Here is a 20,019-nt window from a genome sequence, read left to right as displayed (position 1 = left end):
GATGTCTCCGTCTTCAGCGGCTTCCGGGGCGCGGATCAGGGCTGCCCGGGGTCGATGTCCCGGCAGATCTCGGTCAGGATCTGCCGGTGGTGGGCGTGGATGAAGAAGTGGTCACCGGGGTAGAGCCGCATGGTGAACGGGCCGTCGGCCTCCTCGCTCCACCGGGCGAGCTGCTCCGGCGTGGTCGTGGGGTCGGACCGCCCGCCGAAGGCCGAAATGCCGTAGGGCAACGGCGGTTCTTCGGTGTGCCGGTAGGTCTCGCAGACCGCGAAGTCCGCACGCAGCGCCGGGGCGATCAGGTCGATCAGCCCGGGCTCGGCCAGCACCGAATCCGGAATGCCGCCCAGCCGCCGGACTTCGGCGAGGAACTGCGCCTCCGGCAGCCGGTGGATGGCCGGCAGCTCGTCGGGGATGTTCGGTGCGCGACGACCGGAGACGAAGAGGTGGGCGGGCTGGGGCAATTCGTGCCGGCGCAGCGCCCGGGCGAGCTCGAAGCAGACGAGGGCGCCCATGCTGTGCCCGAGCAGGGCGTAGGGCAACGGCGCGCGCCCTTCCGGCGCCGGGCCGAACGCCTCGTCCCCGGCCAACTCCTCGACCAAGACGTCCACCACCGACCGGATGTCGGCCAGTGGCGGCTCGGCCAGCCGGCTTTCGCGAGCCGGCAGCCGGATCGCCCACACCTCCACCCACGGCGGCAGCGCCTGGGGAAAAGTCCGGTACGCGGCCGTTCCGGCACCCGCGTACGGCACGCACAGCAGCCGGAGCCGCGGCGACGTCCGCGCTCCGATGCGGACGAGGGCCGGTCGGGTCGTTGTCTGCGGTTCACTCATCGCGGCCTCCCACGTCCACTGGCTCTGCGGAACTCGGCGATCCGGCCGGCCGCAACACGAATGCACATCCGCCGCGCATCGCGGGGGCGGCGCGCGAACCGGTGCTCGACCATTCGCGGTGGCGGTCGTCGAACTGCGCGCGCAACGGGTGGCCCGACTGTCCGCCGGGTAGCTCGAATTCCGCGAAACCGCCCGCCCCGGGCGACAAAACGGCGCGACCGACCGCGGCGAATCCCGGAACGCACGTCCGAACGCTGTGCAGCGCCCCGGATTGCGGTCGCGCCGCGACCCCGAGCAGCGGGCCTGCCCACGGAGCAAGCCCCGCTAGCGGATGGTCCAGGCCCACCGAGTTGAGTTCGCCCCAAGTCGGCAGGCCCGCTGCTCCCCCGAGTTCGGCCACGGCTCGATCCACGCAGCGCGCGACGAAACCCGCCCAGCCGCCGGCTTCCTCCCCGGGCGGTAGCAGCGACGGGTCCTCGGCTTGGAGGATGGCGAGCAACGGCCCATCGGCCGCGCGGAACGGGTACCGGAAGTCCGGGTCGTGTTCCCGGCACACCGCCAGGTAAGCGCCGAGGACCTGCTGGGCGATGATCTCGCGCAGCCGCACGAGGACGCCGAACGCCTGGGAAGCGGCATCGGCCCGGCCGTCCCAGGACGCGAGCAGGTCTGCGACGCGGTCGCCGCGGCCGGCGAGCGCCGACACCGCGAGATCGCGGTACGGCAGGTACAACTCGGCGGCCGTGTCGTGCTGCATCGCGCGCATGGCGGCCGGATCGGGGTCCGCGGCCTCGGCCAGCAGTCGCCGCAACCGGCGGGCGCGGTGGCCGGGGTCGAGGTCGTAGCCGATCTGGAAGGTGCGCTCGGTCAGCGCCGCGTCGTTCGCCGAAACCAGGATCCCCGATGGCGGATCGACCAGGCGTGGCCGCTGCGCTCCGGTGAGGTACCCGTCCGCGGCGCCGCGGCGATCGGCCGGTCGCCGTGGAAGCAGCCCGGTCGCCAGGTGCGCCATGCGTCCCGAATCGTCCGCGACGAGCACGTTGAGCGCGATGCCCTGCGCCTGTTCGAGCAGCTCGATGCTCTCCGCGACGCTGGATGCCTGGGCCAGCCGCTGGAACTTCAGGTCGCAGCTGCGGAGATCATGACCGGTCCACCGGATGGCGATTTTCTCGCCCAGCAAGGGATTCCGGGACACGGGCATGGTGCCGACGCGGGTGACGTCGAGTTGCGCATCCGCACGGCCCCGGACTCGGATCCGTTCGGTTCCGGTGGTCGTGCCGGCCGAGCCGTCGGCGTCGGCGGCCGGGACCAGGTCGAGGACGTCGGCGCTGAGGTTCGTCACTCCCCACGCGACGTGCTCGTTGCGCCCGGTCAGCACCACCGGCAGACCGGGCGCCGCCAGGCCGCGCACTCGCTGCCCCGGCCAGCGCAGATCCACCTCGTACAGCAGGTTCGGCATGGTCAGCGGCAAGTGGAGGTCGCAGGCCAGGAGCGGGTGCCGCGCATCGGGGCCGCCCCGGACCCAGCAGTTGGATCCGGGCACCGCCCCGTCGAGCGCGACGACGTCGGGAACCGGCTCGGGCGCGCGCAGGCGCCCCAGGCCTTCCGGGATGGACGGCTCCCGCCCCGCACCCGGCAGGAAGAAATCGGCGACGTCGTCCGGGAACACCCGCCGGATCACGGCATCGGCGCGCTTCGGCTGCTCGTTCCAGGACAGCGAATGGAACAGGAACAACGCGATCAACACGCTGTCCGCTGCCGTCCACGGCTCCGGCCGGTACGAGAGGAACCGGGCCTCGAACGGCGAGCCGTGATGCCGCATCGACGCATTGACGCCCGCCGCGAAGGCCGTCAGGACGTCTCGCTCCGGTGCCTCCAGGGACGCGGTCGCCGCCTCGGCCGCCCGGGCCAGTCCCAGCGGCCGGTAGCGCTCGTCCACCGGCAACGCCGTGCGCCCCCAAACCTCCGAAAGACGCCCCTTCGCCGTTCGCCGCAGCAGGTCGAGGTGGAAGGCGCGATCCGAGCCCATCGCAAAACCCAGCGCCCGCACGGCATCCAGGAACGAGGCCCCCTCGATCCTCGTGACGCCGTTGGGCATCGCCTCCATCCGCACCTCGGCGCCGAGGCCCGGCACCTCGACGTCGCCGGGGCAACCACCACCCGAGCGGACCAGAGCGCGCACCAGCCGCAGCTCGATCGCGATGCGAGCGCGGTGCCGCCGAACTTCGGCGATGATCACGGCCGCTCCGACGGCGAGCACCACCAACGGCGCCCACAGCGGCGCGACGACGGCGCCGAGCGCAACCGCGGCCACCGTCACGAGCGCCGTCGTTCCGATCGTGCGGACCGAGGGGAGCCGCCACAGGCGCCGGTAGCGAAGGCGGTGGACCGGGCAAGGTGTCACGCGCGTTCCCCCATCGCCCGGGCGGTCGCCGTCAACGCGGTCGCGATGTCGTCGAGGAGTTCGACCGCGACCGCCCGGTCGGTGATCGCCGGTTTGTAGCGCAGGTTCAGCACCAGCGCACCGTCGTCCGGCGTCACGCCGAGGACGAATTCGCAGTTCGTCGCGGCGATCGAGGTGGTGAGGACGCCGCGGTCGGATCGGTAGGGCGAGAACTCGAGCCCGTCGTCCGGTGCGACGGCCGTGGTCTCCTCCTGGACGACGAGCATGGCCTCGTACATCGGGCCGGTCCGCTGCTCCGCGGGGTAGCGCTCCGCCAGTGCGGTCAGGACGTCCTCGAACGGAACCTCCTGGTTCTCGTACGCGCCGATGCACGCCCGCTGGACTTCGCGGCTGAGGTCGACGGGATCGGCGTCCGCGCCGACCTGCATCCGCAGCACGGCCGTGTTCGCGACCAGCCCGACGACGTCCTCCGTGCCGGGCTGGGCGCGGTTGGCCAGCATCGTGGCGACGCGGATGTCGTCCTGTCCGCTCCAGGACCGCAACGCCGTCGCGAAGGCGGTCAGCACCACCATGAATTCGGTCAGGCCGTGCCGACGGGCGGCGTCGCGCACCGGCTCGATCGCAGCGCGGTCCAGTCGGCGTTGGCAGGAAGCGGAACGGAGGCGTTCGACGAACGTGGCCTGATCCGCGGCGGCGAATCGGCTCGAAGGCCCGGCGGCGAGGGAGGTCCAGGGCGGAGTCAGTCGGTCGACCCAGTAGGTGAGTTGTCGCCTCGCCGCCGGCGATTCCGCCCACTCGGCCCGTGCCAGGGCCAGCCGCCCGCTGCCCGGTGCGGCCGGCCGATCCGCGGTTCCGGCGCCGGCCGCCAGCTCCCGGTAGGTCCGCGCGGCCTCTCCCAGCAGGAGTTCCAGCGACCAGCCGTCGCAGACCACGTGGTGGATGTTCAGGTAGATCACGTGCCGCAGGGCGCCGATGCGGTAGACGATGGCGCGCATCAGCGGCGCGCGATCCAGCGCGATGGGCTCCCGCACCGCGGCCGCCATCAGCTTCTCGCAGTCGGCGACCGGATCGGCGTGCCCGCTCAGGTCCACGACCTCGATGTCGAGGTCGGCCTGCGGCTCGACCACCTGCTCCGGGCCGTCGTCCGTGCTCACGATGCGCGTCCGGAGGGCTTCGTGGCGCCGCACCAGCGAGGCGAGCGTGCGCTTGAGCACGTCGAGGTCCAGCGGCCCCTCTGCCCGGAGCGCGCCAGGCATGCCGAACAGCGCCACTTCCGGCAACTTGCTCGCCAGCAACCACATCTGGTGCTGGGCGCGCGACAAGGGATAGCGGCGCGGCCCGTCGCCGACGGGGTCCGCGTCCGCCACAGGCGCCACGGCGTCGTCAGTGGAATTCGACGCCGCGCTGAGCGCCCGTGCGGTGCCGTTGACGGTGGGGTTCTCCATGAACGCACCCATCGACAGCTGACCGTGCTGCGCGCGGAGCATGCTCACCACCCGCATGGCCGTCAACGACGAGCCACCGACCTCGAAGAAGCTGGTGTCCGCGCCGAAGTCGGTCACGCCCAGCACTTCGGTCCACGCCTTGCGCGCGCTGCGGGCGAGACCCGGCTCGACCGGCGTGCTCTGGTCCACTGCCGACTCCGGCACCACGGCCCCGCCGTTCGCCGTTTCCCGCGCCGGCTCATCCGGTTCCGGCGTGCCCAGCTCGGACTCGAGCAACCGAGCCAGGTCGACGACTCCGGGCAGGGCCGTGCTCCGGCACGCCTTGTCCGGATCGGCGACGATCGCCGACAAGATCCGGCGGTGAGCCTCTGCGGCGAGTGCGACCGTGGAGCGCGCCACGGCCGAGGCGTCGTACTCGAGGATCATCCGGAGCTCGTGGGTCCGGACGTCGACCGTGTAGTTGGAGCCGAACGCGTAGTGGGTGGATTCGAGCTCGTAGCTGTCGAGGACCTCCAGGCTGCCGTCGCGCACGAGCCTTCGCGTCGTGTGGTAGTCGGTGAAGTTGAAGCTGGAGTCGAAGATGGGCCGCGAGCCGTGCTCCTGCTGGATCGAGGCGTGCGGGTACCAGCGATGCCGCATCATGTCCGACTCGCCGCGGTGCACCTGCCGGGCCAACTCGGCCCAGCTCTGGTCGGCCAGTTCGACGCGCACCGGGAGCTGGTTGAGGAACAGGCCCAGCATCCGGTCGGAATCCTGCTCCTCCGGGCGGCAGGCGAAGACGAGGCTGGTCACCACGTCGTCGTGGCCGGTCAACCAGGCGACGACGCGGATGTGCGCGGCGAGCAGCAGGGCCTTGAGCGGCACCCCCACCTGCGCGGCGACCGCCCGCAGTTCGTCGATCGTTCCGGGCAGGTCCTCGTGCAGCTGCCGCATGACGGGATCGCCGGACCTGCCGGGGGCGATCAGGTGGGCCTCCGGCGAAGTCCGTTCGCGCCAGAAGTCCGCATCGGCGGGGTCGGCCAGGGCTCGCTGCTCCAACGCGACGTAGTCCGCGAACCTGGTCCGCGGCCGCGGCAGCGGACGCCCCGAACCGCCGTGCAGCCGGTCGAGGTACTGGGCGTGCAGGTCCTCGAAGAAGACGTTCACCGACCAGCCGTCCAGGATGGCGTGGTTGTGGGCGAAGACCAGCTGGTAGTCGTCCGCGGACAGGGTGAGCACCACGAGCCGGAACAGCGGGACCCGCGCGAGGTCGAAGGAGCTCGCGGTCTCGGTCTCGACGACCTGCCGAATCCTGGCTTCCTGGTCCGCGGGGGCGAGATTCGCGAGGTCCTCGAACTCCACCGGGACGTCGACGGCGGTGTGCACGCGCTGCACCGGTCCGTGGGCGTGGCCGAGGTCGAAGCTGGTCCGCAGGATCGGATGCGCGTCCGTGACGGCCTGCGCCGCCGCGCGGAACGCCACCGGATCCATGGTTCCGCGCACCCGGTAGCTGAGCACGATGTGGTAGACACCCGCCCCGGGAGCGATCTCCTGGTGGTAGATCATGCCGGTCTGCATGGCCGTCATCGGGTAGGCGTCCTCGACATCGTCGGGGAACGAACCGGCGAACTCGGCGGGCAGCAGGGAGAACGGCTCGCGCTCCGCCGACGCCTCGGTGGCGTCCTGATCCCGCAGCACTGCGCGCGCCGCGAGTTCGGTGAGCACCGGGGCCTCGTAGACATCGCGGACGCTGAACGCGAGGCCCCGCTCGCGGGCGAGGCCCACGAGGTGGATCGCGTGCATGGAATCGCCGCCCTGCTCCAGGAAATCGGTGGCGGTCGAGGCGGAATCGTCGCCCAGCACCTCCCGGAACAGCTCCAGCAGGAGGGTTTCCGCGGGGCCCTGCGGTGGCGTGGAAACCCGCGGGCTCGACGTGATCGCGGCTGTCGCCGCAGAAACCACCGCGGCGCGGTCGAGCTTGCCGTTGTTGGTCAGCGGCAGCTCCGCGACGACCGCGACCGCGTGCGGGATCATGTAGCGGGGTAGGACGGCACGCGCGCCCCGGATGAGTTCGGCGGCGGAGAGGTCCGCGTCGTCCTCGGCGACGACGACCGCGACGATCCGGGTTCCGCCGTCGTCCGGTGTCGTGACGGCCGCGGCCGCGGCCACACCGGATTGACCGGCCAGCGCCTCCTCGATCTCGGACAGCTCGATGCGGAATCCGTTGACCTGCACCTGCGAATCCCGCCGGCCCAGGTACGACATGCCGGTCCCGCTCCGCCGGGCGAGGTCGCCGGAGCGGTACATCCGCGATCCCGGGATCGGGCCGAACGGGTCGGGCACGAACCGCAGGGCCGTCTCCCGGGGCCTGCCGAGGTAGCCCGCGCTCACCTGCGGGCCCCCGACGTAAATCTCCCCGACGCAGCGGTCGAACACCGACGTGCCGTTGTCGTGCAGGATGTGCAGCGAGGTGCCCGGCAGCGGGCCGCCGATGTCGGATTCCGCGGTGTGCGCGTCGTCCGGCCGGAGCCACCGCCACGACGCGTGCACGGTCGTCTCGGTGATGCCGTACATGTTGACCAGCTGGGTCCGGTCACCAAGAGCCTGGTACCACTGATCCACCAGCCTGCGATCCAGCGCTTCTCCGGCGAACAGGACGTAGCGGATGTGCTCGGCCGCGCTCGGGTTCCGCTCGATCGCCGGAAGCATCACCGACAGCGCCGAGGGCGTCTGGCTCAGCACGGTGACCCGTTCCCGTTGCAGCAGCTGGGCGAACGCCTCCGGCTCCCGCGTCGTCCACTGTGGAACCACCACCAGCCGTCCGCCGTGCAGCAGGCAGCCGAACATCTCGTACATCGAGACGTCGAAGGAACAGGCGTGGAACAGCGTCCACGTGTCGTCGGCGCCGAAGCCGTAGGCGTCGCCGGTGGCGCCCAGCAGGCTCAGGAGGTTGTGGTGGGTCACGTGCACGCCCTTGGGGCGACCGGTCGATCCCGATGTGTAGATCACGTAAGCGGTGGCCTGCGCCGGCACCGGCTCGCTCGGGGCGGCCGCCGCCCCGAGTTCGGCCAACTGCGCGACGGTGACGCGCCCACTGCCCGAATCCGGTTCCGGTGCGATGATCCGGCGCGCGTCCGCGTCGGCGAGGACGCGGTCGACGCGGGCCTGCGGCCAGGAGTCGTCGAGCACCAGGCACGCGGCGCCGCTGCCCATGACGCCGACGATGGCGGCGACGAGGTCGATGCCGCGCGGCAGCGAAATCGCCACGACGTCGCCCGCGCCGAAGCCTTCCCGGCGGAGTCCCCTGGCGATCCGGTCGACCAGACCGGCAAGCTCCCGGTAGGACAGCGTGGCGCCGTCGTGGCTGACGGCGACGGCGTCGCCGCGGGTCTGCGCCATCGCGGCGAGCCGGGCGACGAGCGACTCGTCCGCACCTGGCACCCGGTCGGCGTGCTCGCCCACCGCGCCCGCTCCGATCTCGCCGAACGGCGCCGCGGCCAGGTCCGCCGCACGGCGCTGCGGATTCGCCGCGCCCTGCGCGAGGATCCTGCGGACCATCGATGTCATGGCGGCCACGTCCTGCTCGCCGACCGCCCGCCGGTCGTACTCGACGTCGATCGCGAGGGTGTCGCCGTCGTCGCGCACCAGGAAGTTGAGGTCGTACTTGGCACCGACCTGCGCCACCTCCAGGTGGCTCGCCTCCAGACCGCGGAAGCTCGGCTCCGGCAGTTGGGTGCCCGCGTCGGTGACGATGACGTTGAACAGCGCCCGGCCCGCCGCATCGCCGCGCGCCGCGTGCTCGTCGAGCACGATCTCCGACGGCACCACGGCATTGCCCATCGCGCCGAGGACCGCGGTCCTGGTCCGCTTGACGAGGTCGGCGAAGCTCGGGCCGCCACCTAGTTCGAGCCGGACCGGGATCATGTCGAGCAGCAGGCCGACCAGCTTCTCCAGCCCGGCGCGGTCGCGGCGGGCCACCGGCATCCCGACCACCATGTCCTCGCGGCCGGTGTACCTGGACAGCATCGACGAGATGGCGGCCGAGACGACGAGGAAGGAGCTGGAGCGGCTCTCCGACACCAGCCGGCGCACGGCCGCGGTCGTGGCCGCATCGATGATCGCCGTGTACGCGCCGCCGCGGTGATCTTCCCGCAACTCCTCCCGCGGGGGCGGGAGGGGCAACGGCCCGAAAGCGGCGTCGCTGAGCCGTTCCTTCCAGTACCGCCGGGCGGTTCCGAGGTCGGCGTAGCGGAGGTGTTCCTGCTCCCACCGGGCGTAGTCGAGCATGTCGACGTCACCCGCGGACGGCTCGACGGGACTGCCGTCCAACCGGGCGTTGTAGCACTGGGCCAGGTCTTCCAGCAGCACGCCGACCGAGACGCCGTCGGCGATGACGTGGTGCAGCACCACGACGAAGACGTGATCGTCCTCGGCCAACCGGTAGCGGCACATGGACACCGGTGGCGCGGTGTCGAGCGGGAGCTTGCGATCCGCGAGTCGCGCGCATTCCCGCAGGCACTCGTCGAGCGCCGTTCCCGGCGGCTGGTGCGAGAAGTCCTGGAACACGACCGGCGTCGCGACCGCTGGCAGGACGTGCTGAACCGGCTCGCCCAGCGCAACGGGGAACACGGTGCGCAGCGACGGGTGCCTGCGGTGCACGTCTTCCAGCGCGGCCGCGAACGCGACGTCGTCGAGCTCGCCGCGCAGCCGCAGGGCCCCGCACACGTTGTAGGTGCCGTCCTCCAGGAAGTAGTTCGTCGCCCAGAGCGTCTGCTGCGCCTTGCTGAGCGGTCCCCGGCGTTCCTGGTCGTCGGCGTCGCCGCGAGCCGGCGGCCACCGCAGCTGCGCGCGCCGGTTCAGGATGTCGACGAGCTCGGCGCGGTGCTGCTTCATCTCGGCGACCAGCTCGGGCGCGAGCTGGGCACCCCGGCTGCGATACCGGATCCGGTCGTCGACGAGGGTCAGCCCGACACCGAGGTCGTCCAGCCGCCGCACGAGGTCGTGCGCGTTCACAGTTCCTCCTCGTAGATGCGGGACTCGTCGAGGTCGGGCCCGAGGGACCGGATGCGGTCCAGCTCGGCGGCGACCTCCGCCACGGTGCCCAGGTCGAAGAACACCTCCAGCTCCAAGGGAATCCCCGTCCGATCGGCGAGTTGGTAGACCACCTGTGCCGCCAACATGGAATGCCCGCCCAGCACGAAGAAGTCCTCGGTCACGTCGACCGCGTCGAGCTCCAGCAGCTCGCACCACACCTCGGCCACCAGCGCCTCGGTCGGCGTCTGCGGGCCGACCGGCGCCGGCTCCTCGGCGTCGGCGGCCCCAGTGCCCGCCTGGACTGGCTCGGCAACGGAGCCCGGCGTGTTCTCAGGCGTCCGGGTGCTCGGGACGTCCATCGCCATCACCTCCTGTCATCGATCGGTCTGGGCCCCGGGTGGGACGGCCACGTCCGGGTCCGCGGCGCCGGCCCGGAGGACCTCGCCGATCGCTTCGAGCCAGGCCGCGGCCGTCTCGCGGTCCAGTACCTCGCGCCGGTAGACCAGTTCGAGCCGGAGGCGGTCCGACTCGCCGGAAACGTCGAGCATCAGGTCGAGATCGGTCACCGGTTCCGAGATCTCGCTCGGCACCACCTCGATGGCGGGCAGCGCCACGCCCGTGCGCCACGCGCTTTGGTGCGTGACCTTCACCTGGAACAGGGGGAACCGGCCTGCCTGGCGTGGCGGGTTGACGGCGGCCACGATCTTGTGGAACGGCAGCCTGTCGTTCTCGTAGGCCCCGACGCACTGCCGCCGCGCCTGCTCCAACAGGGCACCGAAGGTCGGGGCGGCCTCCGGTGCCGCCAGTCGCACCGGGAGCTGATTCACGAACGTGCCGATGAGATCTTCGCTTCCCGGCCAGGACCGGTTGATCGAGTCGATCCCGACGACGAGATCGTCGGTGCCGGTGACATCGCGCAGCACGACGTGCAACGCCGCCATCACGGCCATGAACGGCGTGGCCCGCATTGCCCGCGCGGTCCGCAGCAGAGCGCTGGTCTCCGCCGCCGTGAGCTCGACGACGACGTGATCGGCGGTGAAGTCGGGCCGAGCCGGGCGAGGCCGGTCCAGTGGCAGGTCGATCGCCGGCGGTGCCCCGTCGAGCTGATCGGTCCAGTACCGCTCGCACTCCTCGGCCTCGGAGCTGCCCAGCCATCTGCGTTCCTCGCCGACGTAGCGCGCGAAGGTGCTGTCCGGCATCGGCACGTCCGGCTCTCCGTCGACCCACCGCTGGTAGTACGTGGCGATCTCCCGCCGCAGCACGGCCAGCGACCACCCGTCGGCCACCAGGTGGTGGATGAGGAGCGTGAGGAGGTGGTGGTCGGGCGCGATCCGCGCGAGACGGGCCCGCATCAGCGGCGGCTGCTCGGTGCGGACGGACAGCTCGGAACCGTCGACCAGATCGGAGACGAGGTCGACGTCCCCGGCGACGCGCTCCAAGGTCACCTCCGCCTTGGGCCACACGGTGCCGACCGGGATGCCGCGTTCCTGGGAGAAGACCGTGCGCAGCGGCTCGTGGCGGCTGACGATGGCGTTCAGCGCGTGCTGGAGCGCGTCGAGGTCGAGATCGCCCCGCAAGGTGAGCCCCAGGCGGATCAGTTGAGCGCCCTTGCGGGGATGCAGCTGTTCGAGGAACCACAGCCGTTCCTGGCCGGACGACAACGCTCCGGGCTCCAGTTCGGTGTGCTCCGGCCGGCTCGCCGACCGGGCATCCTTCAGCACCGAGAGCATCCGGCGCGGCGTCGGGTCGGCGAGGAACTCGCGCAATGACGCGTCGTCCGCGTGGAAGCGCTTGCGGGCCAGCGAGATGGCGTTCATCGCCGACAGCGAGTCGCCGCCCGCCGCGAAGAAGTCCTCGTCGGCGCCCACCGCGGGGACTCCCAGGACCTCGGCGATCATCGCCCGGACCGCCGCCAGCGACGTGTCCTCGTCGCTCGCCCCCGCCTCGGCCGCCCGGGCCTCCCGGTGTCCGTCGAGCGCCTGGTGGTCGACCTTCCCGGAGGTACCGGTCGGCATCCGGTCGAGGACGGTCAACTCGTGGGGCACGAGGTAGCTCGGCGCGGATGCCCGAACCAGTTCTAGGATCCGGTCCGCTGGATCGGGTTCCGCCGAGCCGGTCCGGAGCGTCACGAAGGCCCGCAGCCGCCCCGTCGAGAACACGCACGCGGCCGAGGCCACCTCGGGCACCCGGAGCAGCTCGGCTTCGACGTCGCCGAGCTCGACCCGGTGCCCGCGGACCTTGACCTGGCGATCGCGTCGCCCGTGGTAGTCGATCGTGCCGTCTGATGCGCGGCTGCCCCGGTCTCCGGTGCGGTACAGCCGGGCGCCGCGCGCCGCGGACAGGTGGTCGGGCACGAACGCCAACGCGGTGCGGACCGGATCGCCGATGTAGCCCCGCCCCACCCCGAGCCCGCCGACCAGCAGTTCGCCCTCGACTCCGGGAGGTGTCGCGTGCCCCTGCGGGTCGACGACGTGCACCGTGGTGTTGATGATCTCCCGCCCGATCGGCGGCCACGCCCGCGTCGCGCACTCCGCTTCGGTGACGACGTGGTGGGTGACGTCGTCGGAGCACTCGGTCGGGCCGTAGGCGTTCAGCAACGCGATGTCCGGGCAGCACTCGTACCAGCGTTGCGCGAGCCGGGCAGGCAACGCTTCTCCCGTGGCGATCAGGAAGCGCAACGTCCCCAACCCGGCGCGCAGCCGCTCGTCATCGGCAAGCTGGTCGAGGACGACGGCGAGGAAGGAAGGCACGATTTCCAGGACCGTGACGCCATGTCGGCGCACCCAGGCGACGAGCGCGGCGGGTTCCGCCAGGTTCACCGGCGACGCGACGGCCACCGCGCCGCCGGTCGTCAGCGCGGTCAGCGCCTGCCAGACGGAGATGTCGAACGACAACGGCGCCGTGAACCCGATGACGTCGGCTGGGCCGAGCGCGAGGTCGAGCGTCTTCGCCGCGATGTGGTTGGCCATTCCCCCGTCGGTCACCATCGCGCCCTTCGGGGTGCCGGTGGAGCCGGACGTGAAGATCACGTACGCCAAGCCGTCCGGCTCCCTGGCCGGGAACCCCGCAACGGCGTCGGTGCGCACGGCTGCCGGGGAGACCGCGACCAGTGCCCGCGCCGGCTCGGCTCCCTCGACCAGCTCGGCGGCGTATGCCTCGTGGCCCGGCTGGACGAGCAAGACGCGCGCGCTCGCGGTCGCGCACATCTGACGCGCCCGGTGTGGCGGCGTGCTGGGCTCGATGGGCACGAACGCGGCACCGGCCCGGAGGACACCGAGCACCATCGCGACGTACTGCGGTCCGCGCTCGGCGACGATCGCCACCACGACCTCGCGATCGGCGCCTCGCTCGCGCAACGCGTTGGCATAACCGGTGGATTCGGCGTCGAGCTGCGCGTAAGTCCGGCTCGACCGGTCGTCGGCGACGGCCGGCGCGTGCGGATCGGCCGCCAGCCGGGCGTCGAAGTCGGTCAGCACGCCCTGCGCTCGGGTCTTCGTCGGGCCTGGCACGGTCTCAGCTCCTCTCGGCGTGCGGCGCCGCGGTCAGCGAACGGAGTTCTTCCACCGTCCGGTCGGGGTCGGCCGCGATCGCGGCGATCGAGGCGTGCAGGCGCTCCGCCAGCTCCTCGACGTCGGCGGGGTCGTACCTGTCGGTGGCGTACCGGTAGGACACGCGGTAGCGCCCGTCTCGCTCCTCGATGTCGACCGTCAGGGGATACGGCACGGAGCCGGTGTCGACGTCGGTCAGTTCGGTGGTCAGGCCGTCGAACTCGGCCGGCGCATCCGCCGGCTGCATCACCAACATGACGTCGAACGGGGATCCGTCGCCGCCGGGTGTCGGGGCGAACAGCGGAACGAGCTCCTGGAACGGGATGTGGCTGGAGCGGTAGGCGCGCAGCGCGCCGTCCCGGGTCCGGCCGAGCGCAGCGGCGACCGAGTCGGTGAGCGCCAGGTCCACCGCGAGGACCGAGACGTTCAGCAGCGGGCCTACGACGCGCCGCCACTCGGGCCGGTCGCGTTGCGCGATCAGCGTGCCGAGCAGCACCGACTCGCGCTCGGCCGATCCACTGTGCACCAAAGTGGACAGTGCGGTCGCGAAGACCAGGTAGGGAGTCGTTCCGTTGCGCCCCGCCAGCTCTCGCACCGCGCCGGCGAGGTCCTCGTCGATCCAGCGGGAGTGCCGACCGGCGCCCGGGCTGTGCCCCGGCGCGTCCCGCGTCGGCAGGGGCGACAGCGACACCGGCCCGTCGGCGACGCCGCGCCACAGCGCCGCGACCGAGTCGCGGTCACGGTTCTCCCGCCACGCCTGCTCCTCGTGGCAGTAGTCGGCGAAGCCGTACTCGATCTCGGGTGCCGCCGACGACGTCCCGCGAACACGCCGGTTGTAGCCCTCCGCCAGATCCGACAGGAACACTGACAACGACCAGCCGTCGCAGGCGATGTGGTCGATCGTGACGCACAGGGCCCATTCCTTCTGCCTGAGCCGGGCCAGCAGCGCCCGGAATGGGATCTCGCGCCGCAGGTCCACGACCTCGTTCGCGTCGTCGGTCACCATTCGGTCGAACACCTCGTCGCCGAACTCCGCCACCGGCCCGCGCAGATCGCGCCTGGCCAGCATGAAATCGTCGGCCGAGCCGGGCGTCCACGTCAGGGGCCCGTCCTCCGCCGAGAACCGCGCGAGCAGCACCGGGTGCCGTGCCAGCACCTCGTGGAGGGCAGCGTCCAGCGCGTCCTCGTCCAGCACGCCGCGCATCCACAGCACGCCGGGCATGTTGTAGGTGGGCTGCCCGGGATCCATTTCGTGCAGGAACCAGAACCGCTGCTGGGCGGCGCTCGCAAGCGCCGGGAACCGAGCGCCGGCAGGTGCGACGCCGACTCGCCGGCCGCCCGGCGACGCCGGATCCGCGCGCCGAACGGCAGTCACGAAATCGCGCAGCCGCGGATGGGCGAACACCGCGTCGACCGCGAGCTCGACGTCGAGGGTCTGGGCGACCCGGTCGATCATGGTGAGGGCCAGCAGGGAATGCCCGCCGAGTTGGAAGAAGCTGTCCTGCCACGCCACCACGTCCCGCTCCAGCAGCGTGGCCCAGATCGACCGGACCGCCGCCGACAGCGGGTCGTCGATGTCGCCGAGCTCGTCGTCGTCGCCCCGGGGCGGGCCGCTGAATTGCAGCGCCGGGTAGTCGACCTTGCCGTTCTTGGACCGGGGCAGCCGCGGGACCTGCACGAAGATCGTGGGAATCATGTGCCGGGGCAGCATCTCCGCGAGCGCCTGCCGGAGGCGCTCGTCCTCGCCGGGCGCCAGCACTCGCGGCTCGCCGTCGCCTTCCGCGCCCGTGCCGACGTAGCCCACCAAGGAAGCACCGGTCGACCCGTGGTGGACCTTCACGGCGGCCTCGACCACGCCCTCGCAGTCGCGCAACGCCGCTTCCACCTCACCGGCCTCGATCCGCTGACCGCGGATCTTGATCTGGGTATCGGCACGACCGAGGAACTCGATGTCGCCGTCGGCCGTGGCCCGGGCGAGATCACCGGTGCGGTAGAGCCGCCCGCCCGGCACCGCCGAGAACGGGTCGGGGACGAACATCTCCGCCGTGCGCCGGGGATTTCCTCGGTACCCGCGCCCGACCGCGCCCCCGCCGACGTGCAGCACGCCGACCACGCCCGCGGGCACCGGGACCATGTTGTCGTCCAGGATGAGCACCGCCGTGTTCGCCAGCGGTCGGCCGACCGATACGGTCATCGGCGCGTCCGGCCCGGCCGCGCACAGGCCGGCCGTGACGTCGTCGGTGCACTCGGCGGGCCCGTATGCGTTGTGCATCGGGATTTCCGGCAGTTCCCGGACCCATCGCCGGAGGACGTCGCCGGTGAGCGCCTCTCCGGTGGACAGCATGACGCGCAGCGCGCCGGGCGAAGCGGCGAGACCCGCGTCGAGCAGTGCGACGATGTTGGACGGGACCAGTTCGAGCATGGTCACCCCGCCCTCCACCGTCGCGCGGAGGAGTCCGGCCGGCGATTGCGAAGCGGGCTCCGGAACGATCCGGACCCGCGCCCCGATCATCAGCGGCGTCAGCAGCTGCCAGACGGAGATGTCGAAGGACACGGGCGCCGTCTGCGCGACGCAGTCGTCGGGGCCGAGGCCGAAGTGCTCGACCATCTGCCACATGTGGTTGGTGACGCCGTAGTTGGTCGACACGGCCGCTTTCGGGATTCCCGTCGAGCCGGAGGTGTGGATGATCGTCGAAGCGCCGTGGTCCGGGCAGGCTCGCGGCGGTCGCTGCCCGCTCCTCCCGGCCGCCAGTTCCGCGAGATCGAGCGTGTCCGGCGCGTCGGTCCTGCCCGAAGCGTCGAGCGCACCCGCCAGCAGCGCACGGCCCGCCGTGCTGGCGATGGCGGCGGCCGGAGCGGTGGCGGCCACCATCGCGGCCGCCCGCCGAGGCGCCTCGCGAGGACTGATCGGCACGTAGCACCCGTCCGCCTTGTGGATCCCGACCAGCGCAACGAGGTAGTCGACCGATCGCTCTGCGCACACCACGACGTTGGCGTCGACACCGACGCCCTGCTCGCGCAGGCGTGCCGCCACGTGGTTCGCGCGCTCGTCCAGTTCGGCGTAGGTCAGCCGCACCGCCCCGTCGTCGGCGGCCAGGGCGTCTGGGCACCGGTCGGCCCACTGCTCGAACGAATCCAGGTAGTTGTCCGGACGCGCGACCTCCGGCCCGATGCTCGCCGCCAGGAGCGCGTCGACCTCGTCAGAGGTCAGCAGCGCGAGCTCGTCCACCGCGTCCCGGGGCCGTTCGCCGATCGCCGCGAGCAGCGTGCGGAACGTCGCCACGATCTGGTCCACCTGCCCACGCGTGACCCGCTCCGGGTCGTACTGGAGGTGGAAGCCGAGGGTGTCGTGCCGGACCGCGACGTTGAGGCCCACATCGGACTGCGTCGTGTAATCCGGGGCCGGGTGGCTGTGCAGGCCGCACTCGCCCATGGACAGGGTCGCGTCCGGATCGCCCATGACGACCGCGGCCGCGGATCCACCGCCCGGCAACGCGGTCGTGTAGTACGTGAACATCGCCTGGAAGATCGTCGCGGCCGCGTTCTCGCGATCCGGGTTCACCAGCCTCGTGATGTGCGACAACGGCAGGTCTCGGTGGTCCAGGGCGTCGAGGACCCGCCGCTGCGTCCGCCGGGCGAACTCGTCGAACCCGAGGGCCGGGGCGAACGACGAACGGACCGGCACGACGTTGACCAGGTAACCGACCCAGGACGCGAGCCGGCGGTCCCCCCGACCCGCCGTGGGCACCCCGACCAGGACGTCGGGCTGGCCGGTGAGGCGGTGCAGCAGGACCTGGAAGGCCGCGAGCAGGACGTTGTGCAGGGTCAGCCCCGACTCCCGGGCGAACCGCGCCAGCGACGAGGTCAGTTCCGCGTCCGCTTCGAAGGAAACGGACGCGCCCGTGCCGCGTTCGCCCGGTTCACCTGGCTCCGCGCGGGGAAGCGAGAGCTTCGGCAACTCGCCCGCGAGTTCCTCCCGCCAATGAACTTCGAGCTCGTCACCCCGCTCGTCGAGGACCGCGCGTTCCCGTGCTGCGGGTGACGCAACGCCCTCCACAATGGAGGGTGCGATGCCGTCCGCGTACGCCTGGGCGAGCTGCTCGACGATGATGGACAGGGACGACACATCGCACACGATGTGGTGCAGCGAAAGCACCAGGAGCCAGTCCCCGGACCGGCGCAGCACCGCGGCGCGCAGCAACGGGCCGTTTTCGAGTTCGAACGGCTTCGTGGCGAACTCTCGATACCATTCCGACGCCTCGTCGTCGCTCCAAGACCGGGCGTCGACGACGTCCGCTCGGATGTTCCGCCGCCGAACGATTCCCCGGGGTTCGCCGTCGACGGGCACCACCGCGAGTCGCAGGCTGGGATGGCACCGGACAACGGCGTCGAGCGCGTCGGAGAGCGCCGCCACGTCCAGCTCTCCGGTGATGCGGAAGGCTCGGGTGACGTTGTAGTCGCTGCTGTCGGGAAACGCCCTGTGCAGGAACCAAAGCGCACGCTGCGCCGCGTTCAGCTCGTACTCCGCGCCGTCGTCAGACGGCGGTGAAACCGTCGTCGCGGCCGGAACGCGGGAGCCGACGGCCGCCCTCGCCAGATCGGCGATCGACTCCGCTCGCAGCGTCAGGCTCGGGAGCAACACGACTCCGAGGGCTTCCTCGACCGCGTACTGCAACTGGACCGCCATCATCGAGTCCGCGCCCAGGGAAGCCAACGACTCGTCGCCCCGCGGCTCGGCAGGCAGGCGCAGGACCTCGTGCAGGTGCTCGCAGAGCGCTCGGGTCAGCATCTCGACCCTGGCGGGGACGTCGGCCTCGGCGAACGGGCGCTCGCCCGCCGCCAGCCGGACGGCCAGGTCCGTCTGGCTCTGCGCCGCCGGGGCGAGCGTGTCCGAGAACAGCGCGGGCAGCTCATCGGCGAGGAACCGCTGCTTCGCCGCGTGCCGCTGGACCTTCCCGCTCGAAGTCTTGGTGACGGTTCGCGGCGGGACCAGGACGACCGTGCGCGCCGCAACGCCGTGGATCCGCGTGAGGGTCGCGCGGATCTGCTCCACGATCTCGGGATAGCGTTCCGACGGCGTGTGCTCGCGGACCTCCTGACACACGACCACGGCTTCGTCCCCGTCGTGGCGCACGCCGAAGACCGCACCGCAGCCCGGTCGCACGTTCCGGTCGCACGACGATATGTCGGCTTCCAGGTCCTCGGGGTGCAGGTTGCGGCCGCGGTGCACGATGAGGTCCTTGCTCCGGCCCTCGATGTAGAGCTCGCCGCCGTGGACGAATCCGAGATCGCCGGTCCGCACGAACGGCCCAGCGTCCTCGCCCGCCACGACCGCGCCGAAGGTCGCGGCGGTGCCGTCCGGATCGCCCCAGTAACCGGCGCCGTTGCTGCCGCCCGCCACCAAGATCTCACCCATGTGGCCGTCGTCGACCGGCTGGAGCGTGGCAGGGTCGACCACGCTCACCACGGCGTGCGACGGCAACGGGTAGGAGACGAGTTCGCGAACGCCGGTTTCGGCCGCGCCGGCTTCCCTGGCGACGCCGGACTCCAGCGAATCGACGGAGAAGTGCCTGCTCCTGCTCGGTTCCGACGTCTCGGTGCTGGTCACGAGAAGGGTCGCTTCGGCCAGCCCGTAACACGGTTTGTGCGACTCCGGCCGGAATCCGGCGTCGCGGAACTTCTCGCTGAACGATCGCATCGTGCGGGGGAACACCTGGGCCGCCCCGTTGAACGCGACTCGCCAGCTCGACAGGTCCAAGCCGGCCATCTCCGCCGGGTCGACCTTGCGGGTGCACAGGTCGTAGGCGAAGTTGGGGCCACCGCTGATGTCCGCGTTCTCCGCGGAAATCGCTTCCAGCCAGCTCGCCGGTCGGCGCACGAACGACGACGGATCGAGGATGACACCGCGCGCGCCGGTGTACAGCGGCTGCAACAGGCCGCCGATCAGTCCCATGTCGTGGTGCAGCGGCAACCAGCTCACGATCGTGGAGTCCCGGGTGACTCCGAAGGATTCCCTGATCGCCGCCTCGTTGCACATCAGGCCACCGTGCGACACCACCACGCCGCGCGGCGACCTGGTCGAGCCCGACGTGTACTGCAGGAACGCGGTGTCCTCAGCGGAAATCGCCGGAAGACGACGGGATCGCCGCGCCCCGTCGGCGGCTTCACCGACGGCGTCGGCCAGGATCCAGTCGTAGGAGTCGCACAACTGCCGGATCTCCGGTGTACCGGCAGCCGCTAGATCGTGCACCAAGGACATCGAGACGATCGCGGAGACCTGGCAATCCTCCGCCACCTTCAGCACCCGCCGCTGCGCGGACTCGTCCACCGGAATCGGCACCGGAACCGCGATCACACCCGCTGCCAGGCAGCCCAGGAACGACACGGCGAACTCGGGCGCGGTCGGGAAGAGGAGCAGCGCGCGCTCCCCGGGCTGGAGCCGGCCGGCGAGCACCTCGGCCAGCTGCCGGGATCGCTCGACGAGCTCGCCGTAGGTCAGCTGAACGCGCCCGTCATCCAGGTACGCGGGGACGAACGTCAGCGCGACGCGAGACGGGTCTTCGTCGGCGTGTGCCCGCAGCCGGGCGTAGAGGTCACCGAACATGTCCTGTCCTGCCTTCCGACTCCGATTGAGGGCTCGCCGCGGGCGTCCGCGCGATGCCCCTGCCCTGCCACACCCACCGCCGCGCGCCGGAGTTCGCGCCGTGAACAGGCAGGTTTCCCGTTTCCGCCTCGATCACCCGGACGACACCGCACCGTCGGAACTGTTGGAACTGTTGGAA

At 71.6% G+C, this 20,019-nt stretch carries 6 protein-coding genes; all 6 read right to left on the bottom strand.

Features of this window, described 5'->3' with window-relative positions:
- Positions 1-35: 35 nt before the first annotated feature.
- From BLW84_RS13525 to BLW84_RS13500, 6 genes are read right to left on the bottom strand one after another with little or no spacing between them, the layout of a single operon-like run.
- Positions 36-830 carry a thioesterase II family protein gene (locus BLW84_RS13525; RefSeq protein WP_093265438.1) on the bottom strand — a complete coding sequence of 265 codons (795 nt, stop codon included), beginning with the start codon at positions 828-830 and terminating at the stop codon, positions 36-38.
- Entirely contained in the window at positions 823-3,231 is a 2,409-nt protein-coding gene (locus tag BLW84_RS13520) for a penicillin acylase family protein (RefSeq protein WP_093265436.1), read from the bottom strand. Before BLW84_RS13520 ends, BLW84_RS13525 begins: the two co-directional genes overlap by 8 nt.
- Complete coding sequence (locus BLW84_RS13515) at positions 3,228-9,668, bottom strand: non-ribosomal peptide synthetase (RefSeq protein WP_093265435.1); 6,441 nt, start codon at positions 9,666-9,668, stop codon at positions 3,228-3,230. Before BLW84_RS13515 ends, BLW84_RS13520 begins: the two co-directional genes overlap by 4 nt.
- Positions 9,665-10,048 carry a phosphopantetheine-binding protein gene (locus BLW84_RS13510; RefSeq protein WP_177226445.1) on the bottom strand — a complete coding sequence of 128 codons (384 nt, stop codon included), beginning with the start codon at positions 10,046-10,048 and terminating at the stop codon, positions 9,665-9,667. Before BLW84_RS13510 ends, BLW84_RS13515 begins: the two co-directional genes overlap by 4 nt.
- Before the next feature lie 15 nt (positions 10,049-10,063).
- Complete coding sequence (locus BLW84_RS13505; RefSeq protein ID WP_093265432.1) at positions 10,064-13,198, bottom strand: non-ribosomal peptide synthetase; 3,135 nt, start codon at positions 13,196-13,198, stop codon at positions 10,064-10,066.
- Between the two features lie 4 nt (positions 13,199-13,202).
- Complete coding sequence (locus tag BLW84_RS13500) at positions 13,203-19,841, bottom strand: non-ribosomal peptide synthetase (protein ID WP_093265430.1); 6,639 nt, start codon at positions 19,839-19,841, stop codon at positions 13,203-13,205.
- Positions 19,842-20,019: the final 178 nt, after the last annotated feature.

This window comes from Saccharopolyspora shandongensis (assembly GCF_900106995.1).
In the GTDB taxonomy this organism is placed as follows: domain Bacteria; phylum Actinomycetota; class Actinomycetes; order Mycobacteriales; family Pseudonocardiaceae; genus Saccharopolyspora; species Saccharopolyspora shandongensis.
Note: the sequence above shows the minus strand (reverse complement) of the source record. Positions and strands in the feature narration are given on the sequence as shown.